General features: G+C 46.1%; 15 protein-coding genes. 1 reads left to right on the top strand and 14 read right to left on the bottom strand.

The features are described from left to right. Window positions 1-15: 15 nt before the first annotated feature. The 6 genes from DWX23_RS00075 to DWX23_RS00050 all read right to left on the bottom strand — a co-directional run bounded on the left by DWX23_RS00075 (window position 16) and on the right by DWX23_RS00050 (window position 8929). Window positions 16-2223: an alpha-L-rhamnosidase C-terminal domain-containing protein gene (locus DWX23_RS00075; RefSeq protein WP_122372949.1), complete on the bottom strand. Its 2208-nt coding sequence runs from the start codon at window positions 2221-2223 to the stop codon at window positions 16-18. Between the two features lie 39 nt (window positions 2224-2262). Further along, window positions 2263-4017 (bottom strand): alpha-L-rhamnosidase C-terminal domain-containing protein, encoded by a 1755-nt coding sequence (locus DWX23_RS00070; protein WP_122372948.1) that lies wholly within the window; start codon window positions 4015-4017, stop codon window positions 2263-2265. Window positions 4018-4118: 101 nt separating this feature from the next. Further along, the gene (gene rhaD, locus DWX23_RS00065; RefSeq protein WP_122352677.1) at window positions 4119-4919 is read right to left on the bottom strand and encodes a rhamnulose-1-phosphate aldolase; all 801 of its coding nucleotides are present in this window, start codon (window positions 4917-4919) and stop codon (window positions 4119-4121) included. A gap of 35 nt (window positions 4920-4954) precedes the next feature. Then, window positions 4955-5983, bottom strand: coding sequence for an L-rhamnose/proton symporter RhaT (rhaT, locus tag DWX23_RS00060; RefSeq protein ID WP_122372947.1), 1029 nt, complete (start codon window positions 5981-5983; stop codon window positions 4955-4957). After that, complete coding sequence (locus tag DWX23_RS00055; protein ID WP_122372946.1) at window positions 5980-7239, bottom strand: L-rhamnose isomerase; 1260 nt, start codon at window positions 7237-7239, stop codon at window positions 5980-5982. Before DWX23_RS00055 ends, rhaT begins: the two co-directional genes overlap by 4 nt. Before the next feature lie 214 nt (window positions 7240-7453). Continuing rightward, on the bottom strand, window positions 7454-8929 hold the full coding sequence (locus DWX23_RS00050) for a rhamnulokinase family protein (protein WP_122372945.1): 1476 nt from the start codon (window positions 8927-8929) through the stop codon (window positions 7454-7456). Between the two features lie 95 nt (window positions 8930-9024). On the opposite strand from DWX23_RS00050, the gene DWX23_RS00045 reads away from it, so the two are divergent. Continuing rightward, window positions 9025-9912 (top strand): AraC family transcriptional regulator, encoded by an 888-nt coding sequence (locus DWX23_RS00045; protein ID WP_122352673.1) that lies wholly within the window; start codon window positions 9025-9027, stop codon window positions 9910-9912. Here the strand turns inward: DWX23_RS00045 and DWX23_RS00040 are convergent. From DWX23_RS00040 to DWX23_RS00005, 8 genes are all read right to left on the bottom strand, one after another. Beyond that, window positions 9909-11723: a glycoside hydrolase family 127 protein gene (locus DWX23_RS00040; RefSeq protein ID WP_233587485.1), complete on the bottom strand. Its 1815-nt coding sequence runs from the start codon at window positions 11721-11723 to the stop codon at window positions 9909-9911. The two genes, DWX23_RS00045 and DWX23_RS00040, sit on opposite strands and share 4 nt — an antisense overlap. Window positions 11724-11851: 128 nt before the next feature. Next, window positions 11852-13414, bottom strand: a complete 1563-nt coding sequence (locus tag DWX23_RS00035; RefSeq protein ID WP_122372943.1) for an ATP-binding protein — start codon at window positions 13412-13414, stop codon at window positions 11852-11854. A gap of 184 nt (window positions 13415-13598) precedes the next feature. Next, window positions 13599-14369 carry a DNA-binding domain-containing protein gene (locus tag DWX23_RS00030; protein ID WP_122372942.1) on the bottom strand — a complete coding sequence of 257 codons (771 nt, stop codon included), beginning with the start codon at window positions 14367-14369 and terminating at the stop codon, window positions 13599-13601. A 52-nt stretch (window positions 14370-14421) separates the two neighbouring features. Further along, window positions 14422-17406, bottom strand: a complete 2985-nt coding sequence (locus tag DWX23_RS00025; RefSeq protein WP_122372941.1) for a BACON domain-containing protein — start codon at window positions 17404-17406, stop codon at window positions 14422-14424. A 32-nt stretch (window positions 17407-17438) separates the two neighbouring features. Then, window positions 17439-17717, bottom strand: a complete 279-nt coding sequence (locus DWX23_RS00020) for an HU family DNA-binding protein (RefSeq protein ID WP_122372940.1) — start codon at window positions 17715-17717, stop codon at window positions 17439-17441. After that, entirely contained in the window at window positions 17717-19600 is a 1884-nt protein-coding gene (locus DWX23_RS00015; RefSeq protein ID WP_122372939.1) for a fimbrial protein, read from the bottom strand. The genes DWX23_RS00020 and DWX23_RS00015 overlap by 1 nt, the downstream gene beginning before the upstream one ends. A gap of 154 nt (window positions 19601-19754) precedes the next feature. Then, window positions 19755-22217, bottom strand: a complete 2463-nt coding sequence (locus tag DWX23_RS00010) for a hypothetical protein (protein WP_122372938.1) — start codon at window positions 22215-22217, stop codon at window positions 19755-19757. 42 nt (window positions 22218-22259) lie between these two features. Further along, window positions 22260-23201 (bottom strand): FimB/Mfa2 family fimbrial subunit, encoded by a 942-nt coding sequence (locus tag DWX23_RS00005; protein WP_122372937.1) that lies wholly within the window; start codon window positions 23199-23201, stop codon window positions 22260-22262. Between the last annotated feature and the right edge of the window lie 86 nt (window positions 23202-23287).

Below are 23287 nucleotides of genomic sequence, written 5' to 3'. Positions count from 1 at the left end.
CAAAAAGTGCCCCGATTAAAAGGGGCACTTTAAATTATAAGTTCCGGAGCCTATTTGCTGTATCTTCCCTTTAGGAGAAACAACTTCCGCACTCGTCTGTTCCGGAACCTCTATTTCCATCAATATATTACGTCCTGACTTACGTAATTTTACTTTGATATCCCCGTAAAGAGTAGGAACTGTTGCCGAGGCTTCGGTAAGGGAACCCATCTGTGGCTTCACACGGAATGTACGGAAACCGGGAGATGTAGGTTCGATTCCACAGACCTTCTGACTCAGCAATGTTAACGGACCACCACTCCATGCATGGTTGATCGTTCCGCCTCCGAAACCTTCGGCACCGACACCCCAGCCTTCAAATAAAGTCGTATATCCCTTATAACCCAACATACCGGCATATCGGTCTCTCATCCTTTGCATGGCAACATCCGGGGCATTCATCCGGAAAAGAGCTTCCAATACATACTTCTCCATGTAAGGACTCGCATGATATTCTTTTTTCAGCACTTTCAAAAGGGCGGGATATTTCTCTTTCGGAGCCAGTCCGGATAAAACGGCCATCGCCTGCGAACGGTCGTCGTCCTCGCCACGATATCCCGGAGAACGATAAGCCGTTCCTGTCCAGAACTTCGTATTGAAACATTGTTCGATGCTAGACATCATACGGGATATATCTTCTGCGTCTTCTTTCTTTCCCAATTGGAGAGCAAATTCTTTCTCTGCTTTCAGAGCCAGGTAATACCAACAGTTCGTCAGTACACCCATATCGATCTGTTCACCCCAGTCTCCCCAACTCCATTCACCACTGCGTTCGATAGGCAAACCGCTCTTATCGACCTTCCATGTTTCATGCAGGTAACGATGCAGACGATCATAAATGACAGGGACAAACGTACTGTCTCCACTATAATAATATTGAGTATAAAAACCATACCATCCCACCGATGCCAACATCTGCAAAGGCAACTCCTTCGACCAGTTACCGGCAGGGACCGGGGCAAATAAAGAGCCGTCGGGACGTTGCCAGTTCATCAACTCGTAAATACCTTTCAATGCCAACTTATGTGAAGAAGGAGAAAGTGCATAAAACGCTTCGCCCAATTCATTCACTTCGTCCCCCCACCACTGGGCACGTTCGCGTTCGGGACAATCCATATAGTTATCACGCATCGTGATATACAATGTTCTTGCCGAGCGTTTCCAGAGTTCGTTCAGGAAAGGATCGTTACACTGGAACGATCCGGCAAATTCGGTATCATAACCAGTCTCACGATATTTAACCTCCAGGACTTTCACACCTTCGGGAAGGATATACCACATCTCATGGCCACTCATCCAACCATAACTTTCATATTCTTGTACTCCGTTCCGGGTAATATATTCGGCACGGACATTCTCCGGACCTCCACCGCGGTAATTATCCGTCTGCATTTGGATAGTAGCACCATCTGCCGCTTCGACTTTCAGATATGGTGTAAACTGGCAGTTGTAAGGCAAACGACAGAACAATGTATCGCCGTTTGCCGACTGACGTACACCCGGATAGTCCTTCAGTCCATAATCCTTGAACAGTGGAATCGGGCGTTCGACCAACTCCCCTAAAGGAGCCTTTCCTACTATCGAAGCGATCTCTGCCCCGGGAAACGAGTTCTTATATCCGGGTTGGTTCCAGCCTTCCATCGCCCTACGGGCATCGAAACGGATATTACTCTCCGACAACCGGTAATTCGGATACGGAGCCTCCGTATCCTGATACGCGTCATAAACCCTACAGTTCCAGCTTTTATCCGATACGATCTCTATACCGGGAGCTATCGCTTCAAACAATAAGGCAGCCAACCCACTGTTCACATGACTGAACCCGTTCTTTCCAAAATGCCATACCAGGACAGCGATCGTATTCTCCCCGGAAGTGAGATAAGGAGCGATCTCTACCGAATCATAGTAAGTATCATAAGGAGAAGGCCCTCGTTTCAGCCCACCCTCAAATACGACCATCCGTCCGTTGATCCATAACCAATATTTACTGTCGGCGGCAATATGTGCCGTCAGTGTCCGGGGAACTTCAGCCAGACTGACCGTTTTACGATAGGCCAGCCAGGTATTGCTTGCACTCTGGCATTGTTCCGTATTTATCCAGTGCGCTTTCCAGTCCGTTTTATTTTTTGCTTCTGCCGAAACCAAAAATCCGACACACGCACACAGTAAAAGATATTTTCTCATAATATGACATTTTATATAGGTTACAACTCTATCCGGCTATCAATTTTCCAGATATACTTTTACTCCGTCCGGAGCTTTTACATCAGTTTTTACTTTACCGTCCGGGCCTTTCTCATGACGGATCGTCAGAATCCCCTGCGGGGTCGGGAACGTTCCTTCCACCCATTCCAGGTCACCCAGATGCGGAGTAATACGAACGGCACGGCATCCCGGTTCCACTACCTGAACACCCAATACATATTCACTTAACCACGGTGTCGGACCGGAAGCCCAGCCATGACACAAACTATGGCGGAAACCTTTATAGCAATAGTCGCCATAATCGCCGTGAATATCTTTTTTCCCTGCCGGAACAAGTTCGTCGATACGACTGGCATTCGGCAACCAATCCATATTGAAATCTTCCCAAAATGTAGTAGCGCCCAAGTCGATCATGGCTCCCCAATACTGGCGGATCACATCGATCGCTCCCTGGTAATTACCGGCTGCTGCCATTGCACGTAACATATAATAACCATAGAACGTTGAAAAACCGCGTGCACCGCCTACCGAGAGATATTTCTTATTAGCATCTTCCGGCTTCATCAAACCAGCCAGGGCTAGTAAGGCAGCCCCTTGCTTTGAGCCCGGAGCATCCGGTGCAACCTTCGACTTCAACAATGTTTTAGTTACTTTCGAAGCTGTTTTCTCCATTTTCTTTGCCGTTTCACGACACTGGCCAGCCAGCACGTCATCACCAAGCGTAGTACATAGTTCATCACCTGCCCTCATTGCCATCAAGACCAAAGATTGCAGACCGGCATCGATAGCTACGGAATTCTCGCTCGACGGCCAATCCATGAAACGCCAGCCATCCAGCTTCTCATGCCCTTCGGCATCCACTTTAGAGATCAGCACGCGCAAAAGATCACTCAAATAAGTTTGCTGTTCTTTCAGATACGCCTTATCTCCATGATAGTAATACCAGTCGCGCTGGATCAGCAGCCACCATATCGAATAGGCACTGATACCGTTCATCCAACCGGGAAGAGGCGTCACATCGCGAACCAGGTCGAGACTTTTCGGAACGACCTCGTTATAGCCGAAAACAGTATTGACAGTCATCACCTCCGGGTGCATATCTCCCAGCCAAACCAAACGGTCACGCTTGATGCCGTCCCACAGGTATTCCTGCATATTCAAATGAACGGTATAAGCACCGGTCTGCCAGATTTTATTCAACCGTTCGTCATTGCACCGGAAAGAACCTTTATATGGGATATCACGGAAAGCAGAAACGGCACGAACCTCTTTCAAGGATACCTCCGTTGAATCACTGATCAGGTCGATACGGGCAAAACGAAAACCAGAATTTCCCACTTCCAATACACCTAACCAGGGTAAGGTAACGATAAAGTCGCGCATCGCATGATCGTTGCTGGCTCCGTTCTTGCCGTCGATATCACACATTGCCTCACTTACGGATTCACCGAAACGGACACGCAGAGTGATCGGCTTATTAGCTGTAAAAGCCCCGGTTACAAACTGGATGCCCCCCTGTAGCTCTTTCCCGAAATCAAATAAAAGAGCCGGATGTTCCTGTGCCGTACTTGCCAGTTTACAAAGAGGACGGTCAGATAGTTCCGCCTGTCCGTTACCCGGCAAAAGCAGCCTGTCCGCATCCTTTATCAGTTCACTATGTTGTTGCCAGACGATACGCTTGGGGGAAAGATATTCGCGTACCCGGCTGTCCCTCTGTTGGGCTGTTGCCGACAAAGAACAAAGAAAAGTAAGAAGTATAAGTATCTTTTTCATGGTCGTTTTCAATGGTAATTCTGTTGGTCTTAAAAACAGAAGATGTGTCAAAAACAATGATCATTTTGGCACATCTTCTTAATCAAAAACCAACCCTGTTATTATAATCCAAATGCCGGAACCAGATCATCCAGTTGCTGATCGGTCATACCTGCCGGTTCAAATCCCGCCATACGGGCGCTCAGATAGATCTTCGATGATTTACTCAATGTATCGATCGCATCAAAACATTCGATCAGGTCCTCACCTACTGCCAGTATTCCATGTTTCTCCCAGAACACCACATCATGCTTTTCAAGCTGTTTGATCGTAGCATGAGCCAGATCCATCGTACCGGGTATTTCATAAGGAACGATACCTACACCTTTCGGAACGATGATACGGCATTCCGGAATCATCCCCCATAAAGTCCGGGTGATCACTTCCGAATCGAGGAAAGGTTTGCAATGCGTCATACCGATCAGTTCGGTCGGATGCGTATGCAAAACAACTTTATTATCGCGCCCTAACGAGCGGAGATAGTTATGCATCAGCAAGTGAGACGGCAGTTCCGATGTCGGGGCAACCGGCTGTTCGGCTATGATCTCATAACTTTTCCCATCCGGTGCGATCCGGATCAACGAACCATTTGCAAACGGCTCCTGTGCTACATAACGCATGCGCTTACCTGTTCCGGTCACATAAAAAACATGTCCTCCCAAGGCTGTCATCGCTTCCTGCAACTGAGTAGCAGGCGCAAGAGCGGGCAATGCCATTTCTTCCGGTGTCAGTAAACCGGTCAGGTTTACTGATATATTTCCTCCATTCCGTTCAGCCCATCCATTTGTCCAGAGATAGCCTGCCACCTCTGCGATACGGCCGATTTCAGCCATCAAACGGCTGTTGTTTCTAACTGTTGTCATTTTCTTTTTATTGTAATTCAACTATTTGTACTCTTTTACCCGAACAAGTTCGGTAGTAATAAAGAGAATATCAGTATACACATGCCGGAGATCAAAACAACGATCGTTTTCCGACTAACGCCTTTCCACTCATTCAACACAATTCCCCACACATTACTGAATATAACATTCAGTGACATCAGGATACTCCAGGAAAAGGCGAGCATCACAGGAGAATCGGCAAAATAGCTTTTCCCCATTCCCAGTCCGAAGAACTGCGAATACCAGAGTACGCCGGCCAGCGCACAAAATAAGACATTATTCAATAAAACCGAACCGGAAACAGAAAAATAATCTTTCCCGGTTTTATTTTTTACATTCTGGAAGATACAATAGACTGCATTTGTAATGAATCCGCCCATTGTAACAAGCAGAATCACCGGATTCAGGGCGAACAGTTCGCTGGCACCGGACGTTTTCACTTTTTCCAGTATCGGAGTTCCGGATTCAAGTCCCAGATTAAAACAGGCACTCATCACACCCGCCAACAGCGCGACCAGCAAACCTTTTGTCAGGGCAAAATCTTTCACAGCAGCTTTCTTCTCCTCTTCCGTCATATTGCGGGCACGCAAGCTCCCGGCATAACCGATCACTGCGATACCGGCCAACGTCACGCAAACGCCCAGAAGAAGGATTAATCCGTCACCATGAAACAAATCCGTACCTCCGAATACTGCCGGAAAAAGCGTACCGAATCCTGCACAAGTGCCCAGTGCAATACTCTGTCCTAATGCAATTCCCAGATAACGCATGCTCAGTCCGAAAGTCAGACCTCCGACACCCCATAACATTCCATAGACCAAAGCACCGGTACTTCCTCCGGCGCTCCAAAGCTCAGTCAGGCTACTCCCATCGGGAATAGCCAACTGTGCACCAAGAAAAGGGAAAAAAAGCCAGGCAAAAATACCCTGTATCAGCCAAAAACTTTCCCAACTCCAGCTTTTCACCTTATTGATCGGCACATAGGAGCTACTTTGCCCCAAACTGCCGATCGCGATGATTAATAAACCTATTAGTATATTCATACTCGTTTGCTTGTTACTGCAGCTTCGTATTTTTCGATTTCACCGATATAATCTTCCCCGACAGGAACATTATTCTTCAAGCAGAACATATCCCAAACGGCTGTCCACGGCAGGCTCTTCAGTTCTTCCTGTAATGCCAGACGCTGGAACAACTTATCTTCCGATTCATACTGCTGCAAGGCAGCGGACGGTTCCAGTAGCGCTTGCAGGAATGCCTTTAATGTAGCACGGCAACCGATCACATAAGCACCAATACGATTGATCGTAGCATCGAAATAATCCAGACCGATATGTACGCGATCCAATGCATCGCAACGGATGATCTCACGGGAAAGATCCAGCAGGTCGTCGCTCAGGATCACCACATGGTCACTATCCCAACGGATAGGGCGACTTACATGGAGCATGATCTCCGGAGTAAACAACAGCATGGAGGAGATCTTATCGGCAATACTTTCCGTCAGATGGAAGTGTCCGGTATCCAACGTCACAATCTTGTTATTCTTTGCGCCGTAACCCAGATAGAAATCATACGAACCCACTGTATAGCTTTCCAGTCCGATACCGAACAATTTAGCTTCGATACAATCTTTCATATTCTTATATTCCGTAGCAAAGATCTCATCCAGAGAATTCTTCAGCAACTGACGATATTTAATACGGCTTGCAGGAACCTCTTTAGAACCGTCATGTATCCAAAGGTTCATCATACACGGGTCATTCTGGTAAACACCCATCGCTTCACTGATCGCACGGCAACGTTTTGTATGTTCGATCCAGAAGTTACGGATCGAATCGTCCGGATTTGCCAATGTCAAGTTGCCGCTTTTAGGATGTGAGAAAGAGGTCGAGTTGAAGTCCAGCTTCATATTGTTCTCCTTCGCCCATTCCATCCAGCTCTGGAAATGTGCAGGCTCCACTTCATCGCGATCAACCTTCTTACCACCGAAATCGCCATAGATCTCATGCAGGTTCAAACGGTGCGTTCCCGGAATAAAGGAATTTGCTGTCAGGATATCAGCCCGTACTTCATCGATATTACGTGCCTTACCCGGATAATTACCCGTCACCTGGATACCACCGGAGAGAGAGCCGTCCGGATTCTCGAATCCCGTTACATCATCGGCCTGCCAGCAATGGAGTGAAAGACTTACTTTCTGCAACTTTTCCAGTGCACTATTTACATCAACGTTTAAAGCAGCGAAACGCTCTGCTGCCAGATCAAATGCTTCTTTTACTTTCTTTTCAGTATTCATGGTATATTCTTTAATTGTTTATATTGATAATTTATTTTTTACTAATTCACTGAATAATGTTTATTTATCTGATTCAAAATGCAGGAGGCCGCGGGTATAGGCCAGGTACCGGCCGACCTAACCCACTGAACCATTACATGCATCTTCACATGCCTGCTTTTTACACTGGTCTTATATCTTTTCTGATTTATATAAATAAATCAACTGCCTCCTATCAGCGTTTTACGATCTTCTTATAGCGACCGTAAACCTCTTTCCAGTTCTTTTCATCCTGCGGAAGGAATGTTTCTGTCCCGATCGATTGGGCAATCAACCGGCGCATCTCCCAACGGGTAGAAACGATGCCTGCAGAACGGGCCTGTATCATTGCATTTCCGATCGCAGTTGCTTCCGACGGTCCGGCTATCACCGGCATACCGATAGCATTCGCAGTAAACTGATTCAACAAGTTATTCTTAGAACCACCCCCGATCACATGCAATCTCTCGATCGGGAAAGGAGCCATCCCTTCCAACATCCGGATCACTTCGTTATAACGGAGCGCCAGGCTTTCGAAGATACAACGGACAAAATCGGCATCCGTCTCCGGCACAGGTTGTCCGGTCTCTTCACAATATCCGGCAATAGCTTTTGTCATGCAAGAAGGATTGGCAAAACGCGGATCGTCCGGATCGACGAAACGGACGAAAGGAACAGCTTGCTCTGCCATTTCCACGATCTCCGGATACGTATATTTACGTCCTGCTTTCTCCCACTCTTTCCGGCATTGCTCCAACAGCCACATACCGGTAATATTTTTCAGGAAGCGGGTCGTTCCTTCGATACCGCCTTCGTTCGTAAAATTATTCTTATAAGATTCTTCCGTTATGATAGGTTCTTCCGTTTCAATCCCCATCAAACTCCAGGTACCGCTACTCAGATAAGCAAAGTTCTGATCCTGTGCAGGAACAGCAGCCACGGCAGAAGCCGTATCATGTCCGGCAACAGCAATAACAGGAATTTTTCCTATACCTGTCTCTTCCGCCAACGCATCTGTCAGTTCTCCGACAAGCGTCCCCGGCATCACAACCTGCCGTACGATAGAAGGAGGTACACCGGCAGCCTCCAATAGTGACGATTCAAACTGTTTTGTTACTGGATTCAGCAACTGCGATGTAGAAGCATCCGTATATTCGCAGACTTTCTTACCTGTTAATAAATAGGACAGTAAATCCGGAATAAAAAGTATCTCTTTCGCATTCTTCAACGGAGCAAATTCCTCTTTCCGGGCACGGAACAACTGAAAAAGACTATTGAAGTTCATAAACTGGATACCGGTCAACCGATAGACTTCTTCACGCGGCACCAGTTGGAAATATTCTTCCAACGCTCCTTCTGTATACGGATCACGATAAGCACGCGGTAACCCCAGCAAAGAACCGTCCGGTGCTATATAGCCGAAATCGACTCCCCAGGTATCGATACCGATCGAATCAAGAGAGATATTTTCCTTCGCACAAATCGAAAGACCTTTTTTCAACTCCTCATACAGATTATATATATTCCAATAGTATTTCCCGTGTAACTCCAACAGGTTATTAGGGAAACGATGCAATTCCTGCATTTCAAATTTGCCATTAACAAGCGTCGCCAAAACAGCCCGTCCGCTCGTTGCACCTATATCAAATGCTAAAAAGTTATGTTTCTTCATGGGAACAACAAAGTTATTTGTTTAACAATGGCAAAAGTAACAGGTAAATTACTACATTTGCTTACGAAAATGATTTTAAACCTTTCAATTCTGACATGAATAAACACGCTAACAACCAGATTCGCTATCTGACTATCGGAGCCTCAGATGAAGAGTGGGGAATCACGGTTACCACTATCGGAAACCAGTTCATTCCTCCCCAGAGTCAATATCCGCTATCCGGTCACCCGGATAGTTACAACTTCAAGCCGCAGACAGGACGTATCCTGAATGAATATCAACTTGTTTATATAACGAAAGGAAGCGGTTACTTCTCTTCCCAATCCTGCAAAAAACAAAAGATAGAGGCTGGTACCATGATCCTGCTCTTTCCGGGTGAATGGCACAGTTACTATCCGGATAAAGAGACAGGCTGGGACGAATACTGGGTAGGATTTCGCGGGATACATATCGACAAACGGGTGGAAAAACGTTTCTTCATCAAAGAAGAGCCGCTTCACAAAATCGGTTTAAGTGCCACTATCGTAGGATTGTATGAAGATATCCTGAAGTTTGCTTTGCAGGAAAAATCCGGATACCAGCAGATGATATCGAGCATCGTACTTCATATATTGGGTACCGTTTACTACAAGAAAAAGAACGGTGCCTTTACAAATACATATGTGGTAGATAAGATCAACGAGGCGCGTATCCTGATGAAAGAGCAGGTGGAAAACCCACTGTCGCCGGAAGAAATAGCCAGCCAGTTAGGACTAGGCTATTCCTGGTTCCGCCGTATGTTCAAAGAATATACCGGAGTCTCCCCAGCCCAATACCAGCTACAACAGAAACTCCTTCGTGCCAAAGAACTTCTTACGGGAAGCAATCTGAACATATCAGAGATCGCCTACAGCCTGAAATTTGAGAACGCAGGCCAGTTCTCGACCTTCTTCAAAAAGAAAGAGGGCGTTACGCCCTCCGAATTCAGGGAAAGAGCACATTAATACGGTTTATAAGGAGCATGCATCACATTCAATGTCCTGGGCAGCCATACACGGTAACGTTGTGACCTGTCCCAGGTATTGCCTGCCGATGCAAAGTCACAGAAATGAATGGGACGTGCGGCACTATTGCCTTCCAGGTCAGTACCTAAGATCAATGGTGCCGTAAATGCCATCCATGCAAAGTCGGGAGCTTTGACCGGAGTAAGTTCCACATAACCGTCTTTATTTACAACAACAGTCGTTTCGTCTATAAAACCGTCATTAAAACGACTGTCACGTGCCAACACCAATGGCCCCCTGACAATCGCCTGTGCCTGGTTCATTTCGACCAGACGGGCACGCAGGTCTAACCGGACCGTTATCTTATCTCCGGCTTTCCATTTCCGGGTAACAGGCAGATAAGCCCCTTGCAATACACCATCTTCCGGCTCTCCATTGACCAGTACCATAGTCTGGCGGCTCCATGCCGGGATGCGCAATGCAATCGTAAACGGACTGTCTTTTGCCGGATCTACCTGAAGTGTTATTTCATCTGTTACCGGATAATCTGTTATCTGTCTTATCCTTACATTCTTTTTACCTGGCAACGTTACCTCCGCTTCCGATTCTCCATAGAAATTCACCCGGATACAATCATCCTTCACCTGGTAGGCAAATTGGGGTATCATGGCAAATGCCCGCGGACCGTTCGCATTGCAACAATTGATATGCATACCGCACTGCTCCTCCCCTTCATGGCGGCAACCTTCCAACGGACTGTACTTGGCTATTTGTGAAGCATCCGCCTTCAAAGAAGCCATCAAAGCATTATAGATGGCGCTTTCCATATAATCGGCATATAAGGAATTGCCGGTCATTTGCAATAAACGGTTACATAGCTGCATCCAGGTAAAGGTCACACAGGTTTCCATCGTATGATAAGTAGGAATTGTCTGGCGTGCTTTCCCGCTGTACCAGCATTCAAACGCACTTCCTGATCCGGCTATGTTAATTTCTTCCTGTACAATATGCTCTACGGTCTTTTCCACAACAGACAGATAGAGCGGATTGCCCGTTACTTTATATAATTCCAGCAAACCTTCATAACACGACATCATCTCATAGGCTTTCTGTCCGTTTTCCCGGGAAAACCATGTTTTAGGATGCGGGAAACGGTTCGCTACAGGAATACCGGCAATCGCCTTACTGATAAGTTGCGGTCCATCCGGTGTCTCCCATTGTTCCACTATATATTTTGCGTAATCCAGATAACGTGCTTCTTTTGTCCGGTTATACAAATACATGACTGGTTCCAGGATCGATGAACTCGGCATACCTATATAATTACCGGTCGAGACTATATTTACTTTACCGGGTCCCACCTGTGTCATCAAATGGTCCACAACGCGGCAGGCGGCATCCAACGCCTTTTTATCGCCGGAAAGGTCATACCAGGCGATCAATCCCAATGTAGTGTATTTCCTGCCCCAGATATCCCATTGTTGTAGCTGTGCATTCGGTGCATAATTGCCGATATATCCGTCAGCCGTCTGGGTACTCATCAACGATTCTGCCGCATTCTTTATGATCTGGTAAAGTTCCGGATCCTGATTATAACGATAGGAAGCGATTGCCCCCTGTATCCATTTTCCCCAGAACTCCGATTGCCAGCGTGTTTTTTCTTCCCTATGCCGGAACGGTTCCACCAGATGGTCAACATCCTGAGCTTTCACACGATGTTTGATACAATCGTCGATACGCTCTCCGACATAACCGGAAATCTTGATATGTGTTACTGGTGATTGGGCGGGATTCTGCGCCAAAACAGGCATAGTTGCCAGACATAACAAAAAAGAAGGGATAACTAATTTTGTTTTCATAATAACCGATCTAAAGATAAATGAAAGCAAAAATAATTATCCCTCTATTATTCAGACTTATAAAAGTGACAAAATATGTTTCAGTTTTGATAGAGCCACTCTCCTATATTTCTTGTATCAGCATCAAAAGAAACGCCGACTTTAAGAAGTTTACGTCCGTCTACAGCATAAGGGAGTAAATAACCTTTTTCGTTTATTTGCTTCAAAGCAGCTTCAGCCGAACCATCCAACTTAAATTCAAAAACATAAATACAGTCTCTTGTTTTTACTACAGCATCAGCACGTCCCCGGGCACTTCGAACTTCTGCATCACAAAACTGCCCCATTAATTTAAAGACCAGATAAAAAACAATCTGATAATGACGTTCTTTCTTCTCATTCAACTCATAAGGAAAATCGGCAAAGAAAGCTTTTAAACGATTCAGGAAAGCATCCACATCGCCACTTTCCAATTCACGAACAAATTTCCCAATATAGAAACCATTATCTTCATCACCTACTGAAGTATAGAAAGGAGTTATAAAATCCAAAAAACCATATTTAACTTCATCATTGGGAAATTGTAATGTATATAAATGAAAACGCTCATCATAATCCTTAATGGTCAGATATCCACTCTGATAAATTAAAGGAATTGGATTATTTTCAACTACTCTATATTCAGAAAAAGCAGCTTCTTTCATTTCCACCCCGTCAATCAACGTTCGCAAATCGTATTCACTATCTTTCAACAATTCCACCAAAAAAGTAGGAGTACCAGTCTGAAACCAATAACTTCCAAACCTGCTAAAGTTTAATGTGTTCAATAAACTAAACGGATTAAAGACTCCCTCCGATCGTTCACTGAAATGATAACCATCATACATCTGCGTCAATCGGTCCAGTGCTTCCTCTTCTGAAATATTATATTGCTTTTCCAAAGCATAAATTTCGGGTTTAAAGTCTCTGGTCAATTCTTCATGCGTAATACCACATAAGGTTGCATACTGAGGTAACATACTCAAATCTGTCAGTTGGTTTAAATCACTGAATACACTGACATGAGCAAATTTAGTTACGCCGGTAAAAAAAACAAACCTTAAATAACGATCGGCACTCTTTAGTACGCCATAAAAAGCTTTTAAGGTTTTTAGGTATTCTGTTTGAAGCCTTTCTTCACCAAACGATTGTAACAAAGGTTTATCATATTCATCTATCAAAACTACGATCTGACGACCAGCTTTTTCATAAGCACGAGTTATTACACCTATAAAACGGTCAGACAAAGTGTTCTCCCGTGTATCTTTTCCCCACACATCTTCCCATCCATTAATATGACGTTCCAATATATAAACTAACGCCTCAGGAGAAGTATATTTTTCTGCATTCAAATCCAGATGAAATACCGGATATTCCAGCCAATCCGTTTCCAACTGCTCAATGGTCAGTCCCTTAAACAGTTCCTTTTTTCCTTGAAAATAAGCCTCAAAGGTAGAAAGTAAGAGACTCTTGCCAAACCGACGAGGACGGCTCAGGAAACAGGGCTTTCCACTTACAGCCAACTCATAAACAAAAGCTGTTTTATCTACATACAAGAAATTATCCTGACGCAGTTTTTCAAAACTCTGTATACCGATCGGCAATTTTCTTATGGATGCATTCATGATTTCATTTTTTTATTACAAATATAAGATATAATATGAAGCAAGAGTCTTTAAACCATGTAAAATTAGCATCTAACCCCGACACTGCGCTGCATCTCGGTGAGACGTAACGTTGCGTCGGGGTTAGACGTAGGGTTGCGTCACGACGAGACGTAAGGCGGCGTCTCATCGCGACGGAGAATAGTTACTCGATTTCAGGACGGTCTCCGCCACCACCTCCGTTACCGACAGTGAGGAGACGTTCATATTCGATAGTACGAGGTTCTTTCAACAGAGTGGTCGTGTTTGAAAAACGGGTGACGATACGCAAGGTGTACTGTCCGTCGGTCAGGCCGGAAGGGACACGGGCAAGCAGGCATTTAGGATCGTTGGTCGTCAGACGGCGGGTAACAGGATATTCCTTACCGTCAGCATCGATAAAGAACACACCGATACCGGCTCCGTCACCGGCTATACGGATCTTCTCTCCGTCGATACGGATATCGTCACCCGGGGTGATCGTTCCGTCAGAAAGACCGGTGGCCGTATCCGTAACAAGACCGATACGTGCACCGCTGTCTTTTACCTCCAACACCTCTACCCCGACATGACTCAATGACTCACGCATCTCGGAAGAAAGAGTGATATCGAGCGTCACCTTATGTTTCTCAGGGTCGAATTTGGCACTCGAACCGATCCAGGTTCCCGCCACACGCGGAGTGTACTGGCAGGTTTTCGTTAAGACACTGTAACCGTCTGCAACCGCTTCACGGATGATGCGGTCGTGCTGGTTGATAATCGAGAGCAAGGTATCATACTTGATTTCCGAACCTTCATCTACTATCCGCTGCGCAATGTCTTCGTTACGCAACGAGTTCTTCATCGTGGATACTTCGGCTGTATAGTCGTTATCCACATCTTTGGTTAGGAGGTTCAGGCGAAGCCAGACCTTCCAGAATTTAGTGTAATTTGCCATATTATTAATTTATTATAGTAAATGTATCATTGATATACCTCAATGATAACGCTTAATTGTCAGTATTAGAATTATACTCTCTCCAGCAACGTAAAAGACAATTATTATTACCAGTGGCTACACCTAAGGTAAATACATTTGCTGCTGATTCATTCGGGACGAAAAACCATCCTGCTCCTCCAGATAGAGCTGTATATCCACCAGCCATACTTACTGCATAACTTTTATCAGTAGAGTTGTTATATGGATAACTCTCTCCATGTCCTGGGTGTTCAGTTCTCTTACCTGCAAATAAATAAGTAATTTCAGGAGCACTTAACAACTTCCAACCTTCCGGACACCTACTTTTGTAAGAATTATATTCACCAACTGTAACCCAAGCCAGAATTTGGGTCATCCAATATCTGCCATAACTTGTATGTACATCCTTTGGAGGTTCTGTTGTAGCTCTATCATTACAGGTCATATGTTCAGTCTTCAAATCAATATATTTTTTTAATGCAGTAGTTGTTCCTGTCAACGTTATAGTACCTGTTTTTCGTCGGGTATTGCAGGTCAATGCAGAAATACTGCTCCATTGAGTGACTTTGTATGTTTGTATTATATCACCGTTTGACTGTGTGGTAGTTTCAATAACCGAAGGAGTGTTGATCCAGTTAGTATTATCAGAAGCAGATATGCCAAAAGGAGAACGTACTTTAAAGGTGAAATAATTATTCTGACTCGGATAATATGTTATGCTTGGTCTGTCAGTAGTTATAGAATTGTTTAGAGATGTATAACTGTTACTTCCAACAAAAGCCGACAAACGAATATCTTTCTTTTTATTATAAACCGTTATAGATATACTTTTTGAAGTATCCAATATATTTTGTATTTGTATCGTTGCAGACTCATCATCTGAAGCAGGGTTTGATCCCTGTTTGAAAGTCAACTCCATTGTGTTTTTAGTCTCCCCGGGAGTGACAGTTAACCATGCTGGTTGATTAGCTATTTTACACCCTCCTAATGAAAATACAGTCAGTTTCACTTCCGAACCATCACCAAAAAGATACATTTTTTTCTGACCTGAATCATAGTAAGACAACTTTGCTGAGGTCGCACTTTCCGGTGTTGCAGAAAGAATCTCCGGATTATTAATTATCATATTAACTGATACCTTTGTCTGTTTACTAACATCTGTCAAATTAATCATATCAAAATAAGTATTGACATCACTTTTAACAAATGGATCTGGCAAAGATGTTATCTGAAAATTATATTCTCCACTGGTTTCTGTAATAGATTCAGGAGAAACAGTAAGCCAAGTCGGTTTATTCTCTATTTTTGACCCGATTGCAGAGAAGACTTGTAAAGAAGCATCAAATGTTTGAATCGTACCTGTTGGAGTAAAAGATAGAACATTATTATTATAAGCTACTCCCGAAGATAAATGGTTTACTTTTTCAATTGCTGGAGAAGAAATAACCTGAAACATCAATATATTTTCCTGAGCGGATAGTTTGTCCGTAAAACGAACAAAAGCTAAAGGGAAGTCAGTACCTGCATAACTGTCATTAATAGAAAATGTATAGATGCACTTACCATCATTCGCTTTTGTCGGTATTATACCGTCAGGTCCCTCTATTTTCAGCCAGTCATGGTCCGTATCCTTATCCACATAATATTTTGAAACAAAATATCCCCCGGTAGAATTTCCCGTTACCGTAAATTGAGAAACTTGATCTATGGCTATTGTGACAGTACGCAAATCTTTATTATATTCTACTCCTGCAGCAGTCTCGACAATAAGCCCTTCTTTATCCGCATCTCCACCCGGTTCATAGTCGTCAATATTGCCCTCGTCGGTCCAATCGGCTACGTCAAGAGTAAAGTCTAGATGATACTCGTCCGCTTTTGTGATTTCGACTGTGTAACGGTGGTTTTGGGAAACTTCAATATAATTACCGGTTTCACTACCGGACGGTTTGAATGGAATCTTATAAGTGACGGGGACATTGTCCGTCTGGTTGGCGGCATACGTTCCGCTCAGGATCAGGTAACCACCGTCTTGTGCAGGACTGGGCCAGGTGTAGAATGCACCGGTACTAATTCCGGCATTCGCATTCGTTCCATCGAATTTACGGGCCGGATAAGTGATCAGCTCGCCAGTGTTGGCATCCGGTAATTTACCGGTTACTGTCAATGGGAAAAAGCTGACACCTTTACGGCCATTTGCCATACTGACCGACTGAATCGTAAACTTCGATTGCGTAGCATCATTCACTATATCGAAACGAGCCACGGCACGGGTCAGACGAAATCCCAGTTGCAGGAGGGCAGAAACGGAAAAGTCCGTCAGGTCGAGCGGTGTCGTATAAGCGCCGGTCATTGGTAACGGTGTCAGTAGTATATCGGTTGTTGAAGCAGGGTCGAGCTGGGTACTTTGAAGAAGTTTGAAATCTACTTCCTTGGGTTTACCCTCCGTCACCGTATTACCGGCCTGCCCCGGATTGGATTGATATAAAGGAGCAAAATCAGTATATGCAGCTCCCGTTGCCGGATCGATCAGCTTACCTTGGTTGGCAATGCAATAGAGTTTGACAAAAAGACCTTTCTTTAATGACAATAGCGCGGTCGTCTCTTTTCCTTCACTACCTTTGGCTGTCAGGTCGAGAGCGGTCACATCACTACCGAAAGGCATCTCGCTACTATTCTCACGATAACAGAAACGTTCCTGATAAGTGTACACGCCGTCTTCGGTTTTACTGCCAAAGACATAGATATCCAGTGCCGAAATTTTATTCTCGGCGGCTGTTGCTATTTCACCACCAGCCTTGGTGGCCTGTATCTCACCGGATTTGGTAGATGCTTCACCGGATTTGGTCGGTACAATCGACAATTGGTTTTTCAGCGTCAGCAAAACATCCCGGCGACCCACATCTTCAGAGGGGATCGGATCGGGAGTTTTCATTTCTTCTGTCTCACCGGTGCAGGCAGCAACAGTGAGAAGCAGGGAAAGCAAGCTGATTCCGTATAATTTATTACGTATTTTCATCGTTGTTTCTTTCTTATGGATTTACTATTATTCTATTTCTTGTTCAGAACCTCCAGCAAATATTTACCGGGTTTGAACTTCACGCTGGTACGTGCTTCGATTGTACAGGTTTTCCCTGTACGTGGATTACGTCCCAAACGCTCACTCTGCTTCCAGGAAGTAAAAGTGCCGAAACCTTGCAGCACAATCCGTTCGTCAGACAGTAAAGCGTCTGACAGAACGCCCTCCCAGACGTTCACAATCTCAAGGCTCTGGGATTGTGTCAGGGAGAGGCGCTCGGACAAGGCAAGCACTAAATCGTGTTTGTTCATCAGGGGATAACGGTTTTTAGTTTAACATTTACAACCGTAGTAGCCGAAGTGGCAGCAGAGGTTAAAGTCACCGTAGTCGTTTCATCCGGACTAGCCTGTGCAGTCGCCATTGTGAATGTGTAGTCATCTTCGGCGGTGGCTGCACTTGACGGATCGGCTGTGAGCCATACCCCAGCCACGGATACGCTGCTTCCTGTCGTACCTGCTTCACCGGACAAGGTGGGAGCTATTGCATGCAGCTTAAACGTCTGTCCATCGGTATTATCGATGGTAACCGTATTCGTCGCCGCATCATAGCTGCTGCCTGCTACCGGAACCAGACTGATCGCCGGGCCGGACAGGGCGGTAGGCGTTACCTTTATATCCAGGTTCTTGCCGCTTGCTTTATTACTCAAACGGATCGTTACCGGACGGAAATCGGACATACCCGATAAACCGGCTGCCATCTTATATTTAAACAGGGTCGATCTTGAAGCTTTTGTAGGAGTAGTCGTTCTGTCGCCGTCTGCCACCAGCCATTCATCACCACCGGCATAATCGAGTTTTTCGACGATAGCGGAAGCTTCGGTGTTATTTCCGGCAATGGTAAAGGCGAGCGTACCTGTTGCAGCGCTAGTGGCATCCATCACGATATTGCCGTCGGCCAGGAGCTTCACATCCGCTGAACTACCTGTACCTGCTAACGCTAATGCGTCTTTGGTGAAGTCGTTTTCCGGTTTGTAATCGTCTATATCGCCTTCGTCCGTCCAGTCCGCCACATCAATCGTAAAGTCGAGGTGATACTCGTCGGCTTTTGTAATATTGACAGTATAACGGTGGTTATAAGCCACTTCGATATAGTTACCGGAAGCATCGTCAGCCGGTTTAAAGGGGACTTTATAGGTGACTGGAATTTCCTCCGTCTTGTTGGCGGCATAGGTTCCTGTCAGGATCAGGTAACCACCGTCATCCACCGGACTGGGGTAAGAATAGAAGATGCCTTTTCCTTCCGTATTGACTCCTGTCTGGGTATCCGTATATTCACGGGCCGGGTAAGTGATCAGGTCGCCAGCTTGAGCAGGTGTTGCGCCTAGTACCTTGACCGGAAAATAACCGGCTCCGGTACGTCCGTTACCCATGCTCACTGATTCGATAGTGAATTTCGAATCTGCGGCGTTATTCGTCACATCGAAGCGGGCGACCATACGAGTGAGTTTGAAACCCAGTTGCCTACGGGTAGAGACAGAGAAGTCAGTCAGGTCGAGAGGCGTGGTGTAGGCTCCCGTCATGGGCAGCGGCGTGAGCAGCACATCATCGGCGACATCTGCCTGCAAGGCCGGTGTATGGAAGGTTTTGAAATCACTTTCAGTAGGCACACCGTCAGTAACGGTGTTGCCCGCCTGGCCCGGATTACTCTGTATCAATCCTTTGAAATCATCGAATTCGGTTCCGTCAGCCTGGATCAGTTTCGTACTGTTGGCGATGCAATAGACTTTTACGAAAAGTCCTTTCTTCATGCGCAGCAGGGCGGTCGAGTTGTCCGCGCCCGTATTCAGGGTGAAGCTGGTGGCATAATCGCCTGCGACAGTCTGCCGGGCATCTTCCCGGTAATAGAACTGTTGCAGGAATGTGTAATCGCCGTCTTCCGTTTTGGAACCGAAGACGTAGACGTCAAGACTATAGATATGGTTCTCGGCTGTCGTGGCGATAGGATCACCGGCTGCTTTGGTTTCGACCGGGGTTACTTGCAGCTTGTTCTTAAGTAACAGCAGGACTTCACGGGTGTTACCGTCCGACGTTCCGCCCTCGTCCGGGGGAGTCGTGGTTTCCAGCGTATTCTCGCTGGTGCAGGCGGCCAAAAGAAGGCTGGCGGCGAGCAGGGGGATATATTTGAATAGTTTCATTATATACTTGTTTAAATATTTATGTTTTAACAACTAATGGTAACTGTTTCCCCTCTGGAGAGGGGATTAAGGGGTGTGTTATAGGGCGGTTAAAAGAACTTGCTTTAACACACCCCCTGCCCCCTCTCAAGAGGGGAAAGGTTACCTTCTGAAGCTAAATTTTCTTCTTCAGGGTTATCGTCAGGTCTCCACCGCCGGAAACGGTGTTGGTGAAGGTTAAAACAACATCATCATTGGACGAGGTATCCCCGGCAGCTTTCAGCATATATGTTTCAGAAGCACCTGCAGCAATCGTTGTTTTACCGGTATCACCACTGTCTAACTCCAACCACTTGCCGGTAAGCGGGGTTGTCAGATCTACCGTTGCTCCTTTAGGGGCAGTAACGGTAAGGGTGAAAGTATTCGTTGACAATAATCCCAAATCAACCGTACAGGTACCATCTAACTCTGTTACGGCACCGGATGCGTTATCTGTTAAACTTACTGTCGGTTTGGCACTTTTAGGAGTGATTTCCAGCGTAGAGGTGACCGTCTCGTCCGTTGCATTCTTGAACGTGACCGTTACCGCCGTTCCGGCTGTCAGGGATGTTGCTGTCGGGATCACGATCTTGAATATTCCGGGAGCTGCCGTTTCTTCTGTTACCGTAACACCTGTAGGGGCAGCCACCTTCACCGCACCGGCCGTTGTGCTTTCCGTACAAGTTGCCTTGACGTAAATCGTGCTTCCGTCGATCAGATACATATCTGCTGTCGCGGCACCAGCTGTTCCGCCAATCGTGCCGTCGTTATATGGACTGTTCGTATAACTTCCGTTATCGTTGGCCACAATCGAAGGTTGGGAAGCCTTTTTATGCTTGATGGTCAATGTAACCATGTTGCTATCGGCTGCTTTGTTCTTGAATTCGATTGTTGCATTGTCGGCAGCTGTACCGGCATCTGTTATAGCCACACGATAAGTAGTCGTAAAGCCTTCGGTTGCGACCTCAGTTACAGAATAACCCGTCGGAGAGGTTATATCGGCTATGCCGTCCACACAGAAGACGTTCAATGAGACGTAGCTGCCCACCGCTTTGACCATGGTGGCTTCGGGAGCATCCGGCGACGTTACATCCACAGAATTACCTTTACTATGCCCTTTGACAACTTCGCTTATTACAGGAGCGGCTTCCGGACCGACGAAAGTCAACATAGTCTGCAAGTCGGGATCATAAGAGGCTGCCTGATTGATGAAGGTAAGCGAGACAGGACGCTTGCCGGTAGCATCGGCTATAATGACCGGGAAGGTCGTTATCGTCAGTCCGTCTTTCTGTTCAGTGGTCGGTGTCCCGACGGTCAGCCAGTCTATTTCATCACCGGCTTTCGTTACCAGTGAACGGCTGTATTCCAGTTCTCCGGTCGAGGTCATCACAATGTCGAATGTTCCGTCAGCCAAGGTGCGGTAATAACCTCCCGTAAGATCTGTCGGCGGGTTAGTTCCTGCAAACTTGTTAAATTCAGGTTTCGTATTATCCGGTTTGATGATGATACCACCGCCCGATGTCCAGTCTTCCACCTCGAAAGTAGAATAGATATTTGATTCGGTTACATCGGTAATACGGAGCTTGTAACGGCTGTTGGCATTGATAGCGATATAGTTCGCAGGATCATCCGGCTTGGCATCAGCGGGTGTTTTAACAACCGGGATATTGTAAGTGACGGCTATCTGTTCACCGGTAGACGGACTTTTGTATTTACCCTTGATGATCAGGAAACTCTCATCGCCGGGAATATTCGGATATACGTAGATGGCACTTTCAAGGGTTCCCTGATTGGCGTTCTCACCTGTGAAATCGACATCCTTATAAGTAACCAGATCACCGGTTGATGCACCCGCCGGTGTCGCTCCGAAAAGTGAACCGTTCGAACGGCCTTTCCCCATCGACACCTTCTCGATAGTCAACTGCGAAGTTGCCGTCGTGTTGTCGATGTCGAAACGGGCAACAATTCGTTTCAACGTAATGGCGACTTTCGAGACACTGCCGCTGATCTTTGTCGTTCCCGTTCCGGTCATTGCCAGCGGGGTTTTGATAAAATCAGTTGCAGGATCTGCCATCTTAGCCGTATAAGCGGCTTTGAATGCATCCAAGGTCGTACCGGCTGCAGTGATATCACCAGTTCCAGCATCCGTCGTAACCGCGTTCAAAGCTCCAAAATCAGTACCATCCGCATCAAACAGTTTATCCTGGTTAGCCACACAAACCAATGTCAGATACGGAAGCCCTTTCAGTTCGTTCGGCTTGATGGAGGCTGTCCACGACGAACCGGAAGGCTGCAATATAAACTGGTTACCAGTCGGTGTTGCTTCCGTCATTTTCCAGGTTTCAATGTAATGGTAGTCTGCATCATTGGTAGATGCAGATGCGGCACCAAACAGGTACACATCTAATTTGCTGATCTTGTTCTCACTGTCAGAGGCTATCGCTTTCGTATATTCCTCTTCTTCTCCGCTTCCGCTGAATACCAACTGAATTTCACCGGGATCGCCCGAAGGGGTTACACCCTCAGTCCCGTCTTCATTCGTACAACTGCTTCCCAACCCAGCCAGGGCCAAAAGCAACATCAAATACGTCTTTTTCATAACTACTTTTTTAAGTGAATACTATATGTTTATAAATCTCTTTTATCCTATCGCCCCACCCTCGTCCCAATCGGAATCGGTTACTTCCGAGACGATGGTTTTGTCTTCGTAGACCGTTACCAGGATTTCGAATTCCTGTTCCACATTCTGATCCATGTTCATCGGTTTTTTCGAGAAGAAACGATGTAGATCGAGGTCACCGACGATACGTTCGTCATTCCGCCACAGGCTCCATAGCAGGTGAGTGTCGGAAGTGTACCGGAAGGTGACAAACTCGCCTATCACTTCACCATCGTAACTCATTGCGGCACGTGTCTCGTGGCTGATCTCGGAAGTTCCGATATACGGCACCGTATAACTACCTCCCGAAGTGAGCGGCTCACTCTCCCAGCCCTTCATGAAACCATACTCCGATGCCAGCCCTTTCATACGCATCCGGTAAGTGCCTCCCTCCGGCGGGGCATCCGCCATCCATTGTACCGTCACATGCAATGATGCATGCGCATGCGAGAGATAGACACGTCGGCGAAACATCTTCCTTTCCTCTACATGGAAAGACAGATAGCCGTAATAGAGTCGACCCGTATTGCGGCGGTAGGCCGGTGGAGCCTCGGCTGTAACGGCGCTAAGTGTCATATCTGCAAGGTGGCGATCGGTCAGCGGCTGTACATCCAGGTCATCACTGCCGTCTTCTGACAGGTTGCCCCAGAGAACGACGGTATAGTCACCCTCTTCCAGATTTCCCTGCCAACTGCAGATTGTGTCACCCCGCAAAGCAACCACACTGAGAAGATTTCCTCTTTCATCAAAAAGATACTGGCGGAGATTGTCTACATAGACCGGAAGCATATTTTCACTGCTGTTGCCTGCATACCAGTAATCAAGCCGTGTCGTATACGGACAGACACCCGGTTCATCGCCAAATGTGCAACCGCATAAGACCACCGCCAACAACAGGTATGCTATCTCCACCATCTTATTCATTCCACCTCCGTTTTATCCTCTTCATAGCGAACGATCACCTCGATGCGCCGCAGCTTCGGAAAAAAATGTCTCAGCATATCTTTATA

The organism is Parabacteroides sp. AF18-52, from assembly GCF_003479145.1.
Classification (GTDB): Bacteria; Bacteroidota; Bacteroidia; order Bacteroidales; family Tannerellaceae; genus Parabacteroides; species Parabacteroides faecis.
This window is presented reverse-complemented; position numbering and strand designations above follow the sequence as displayed.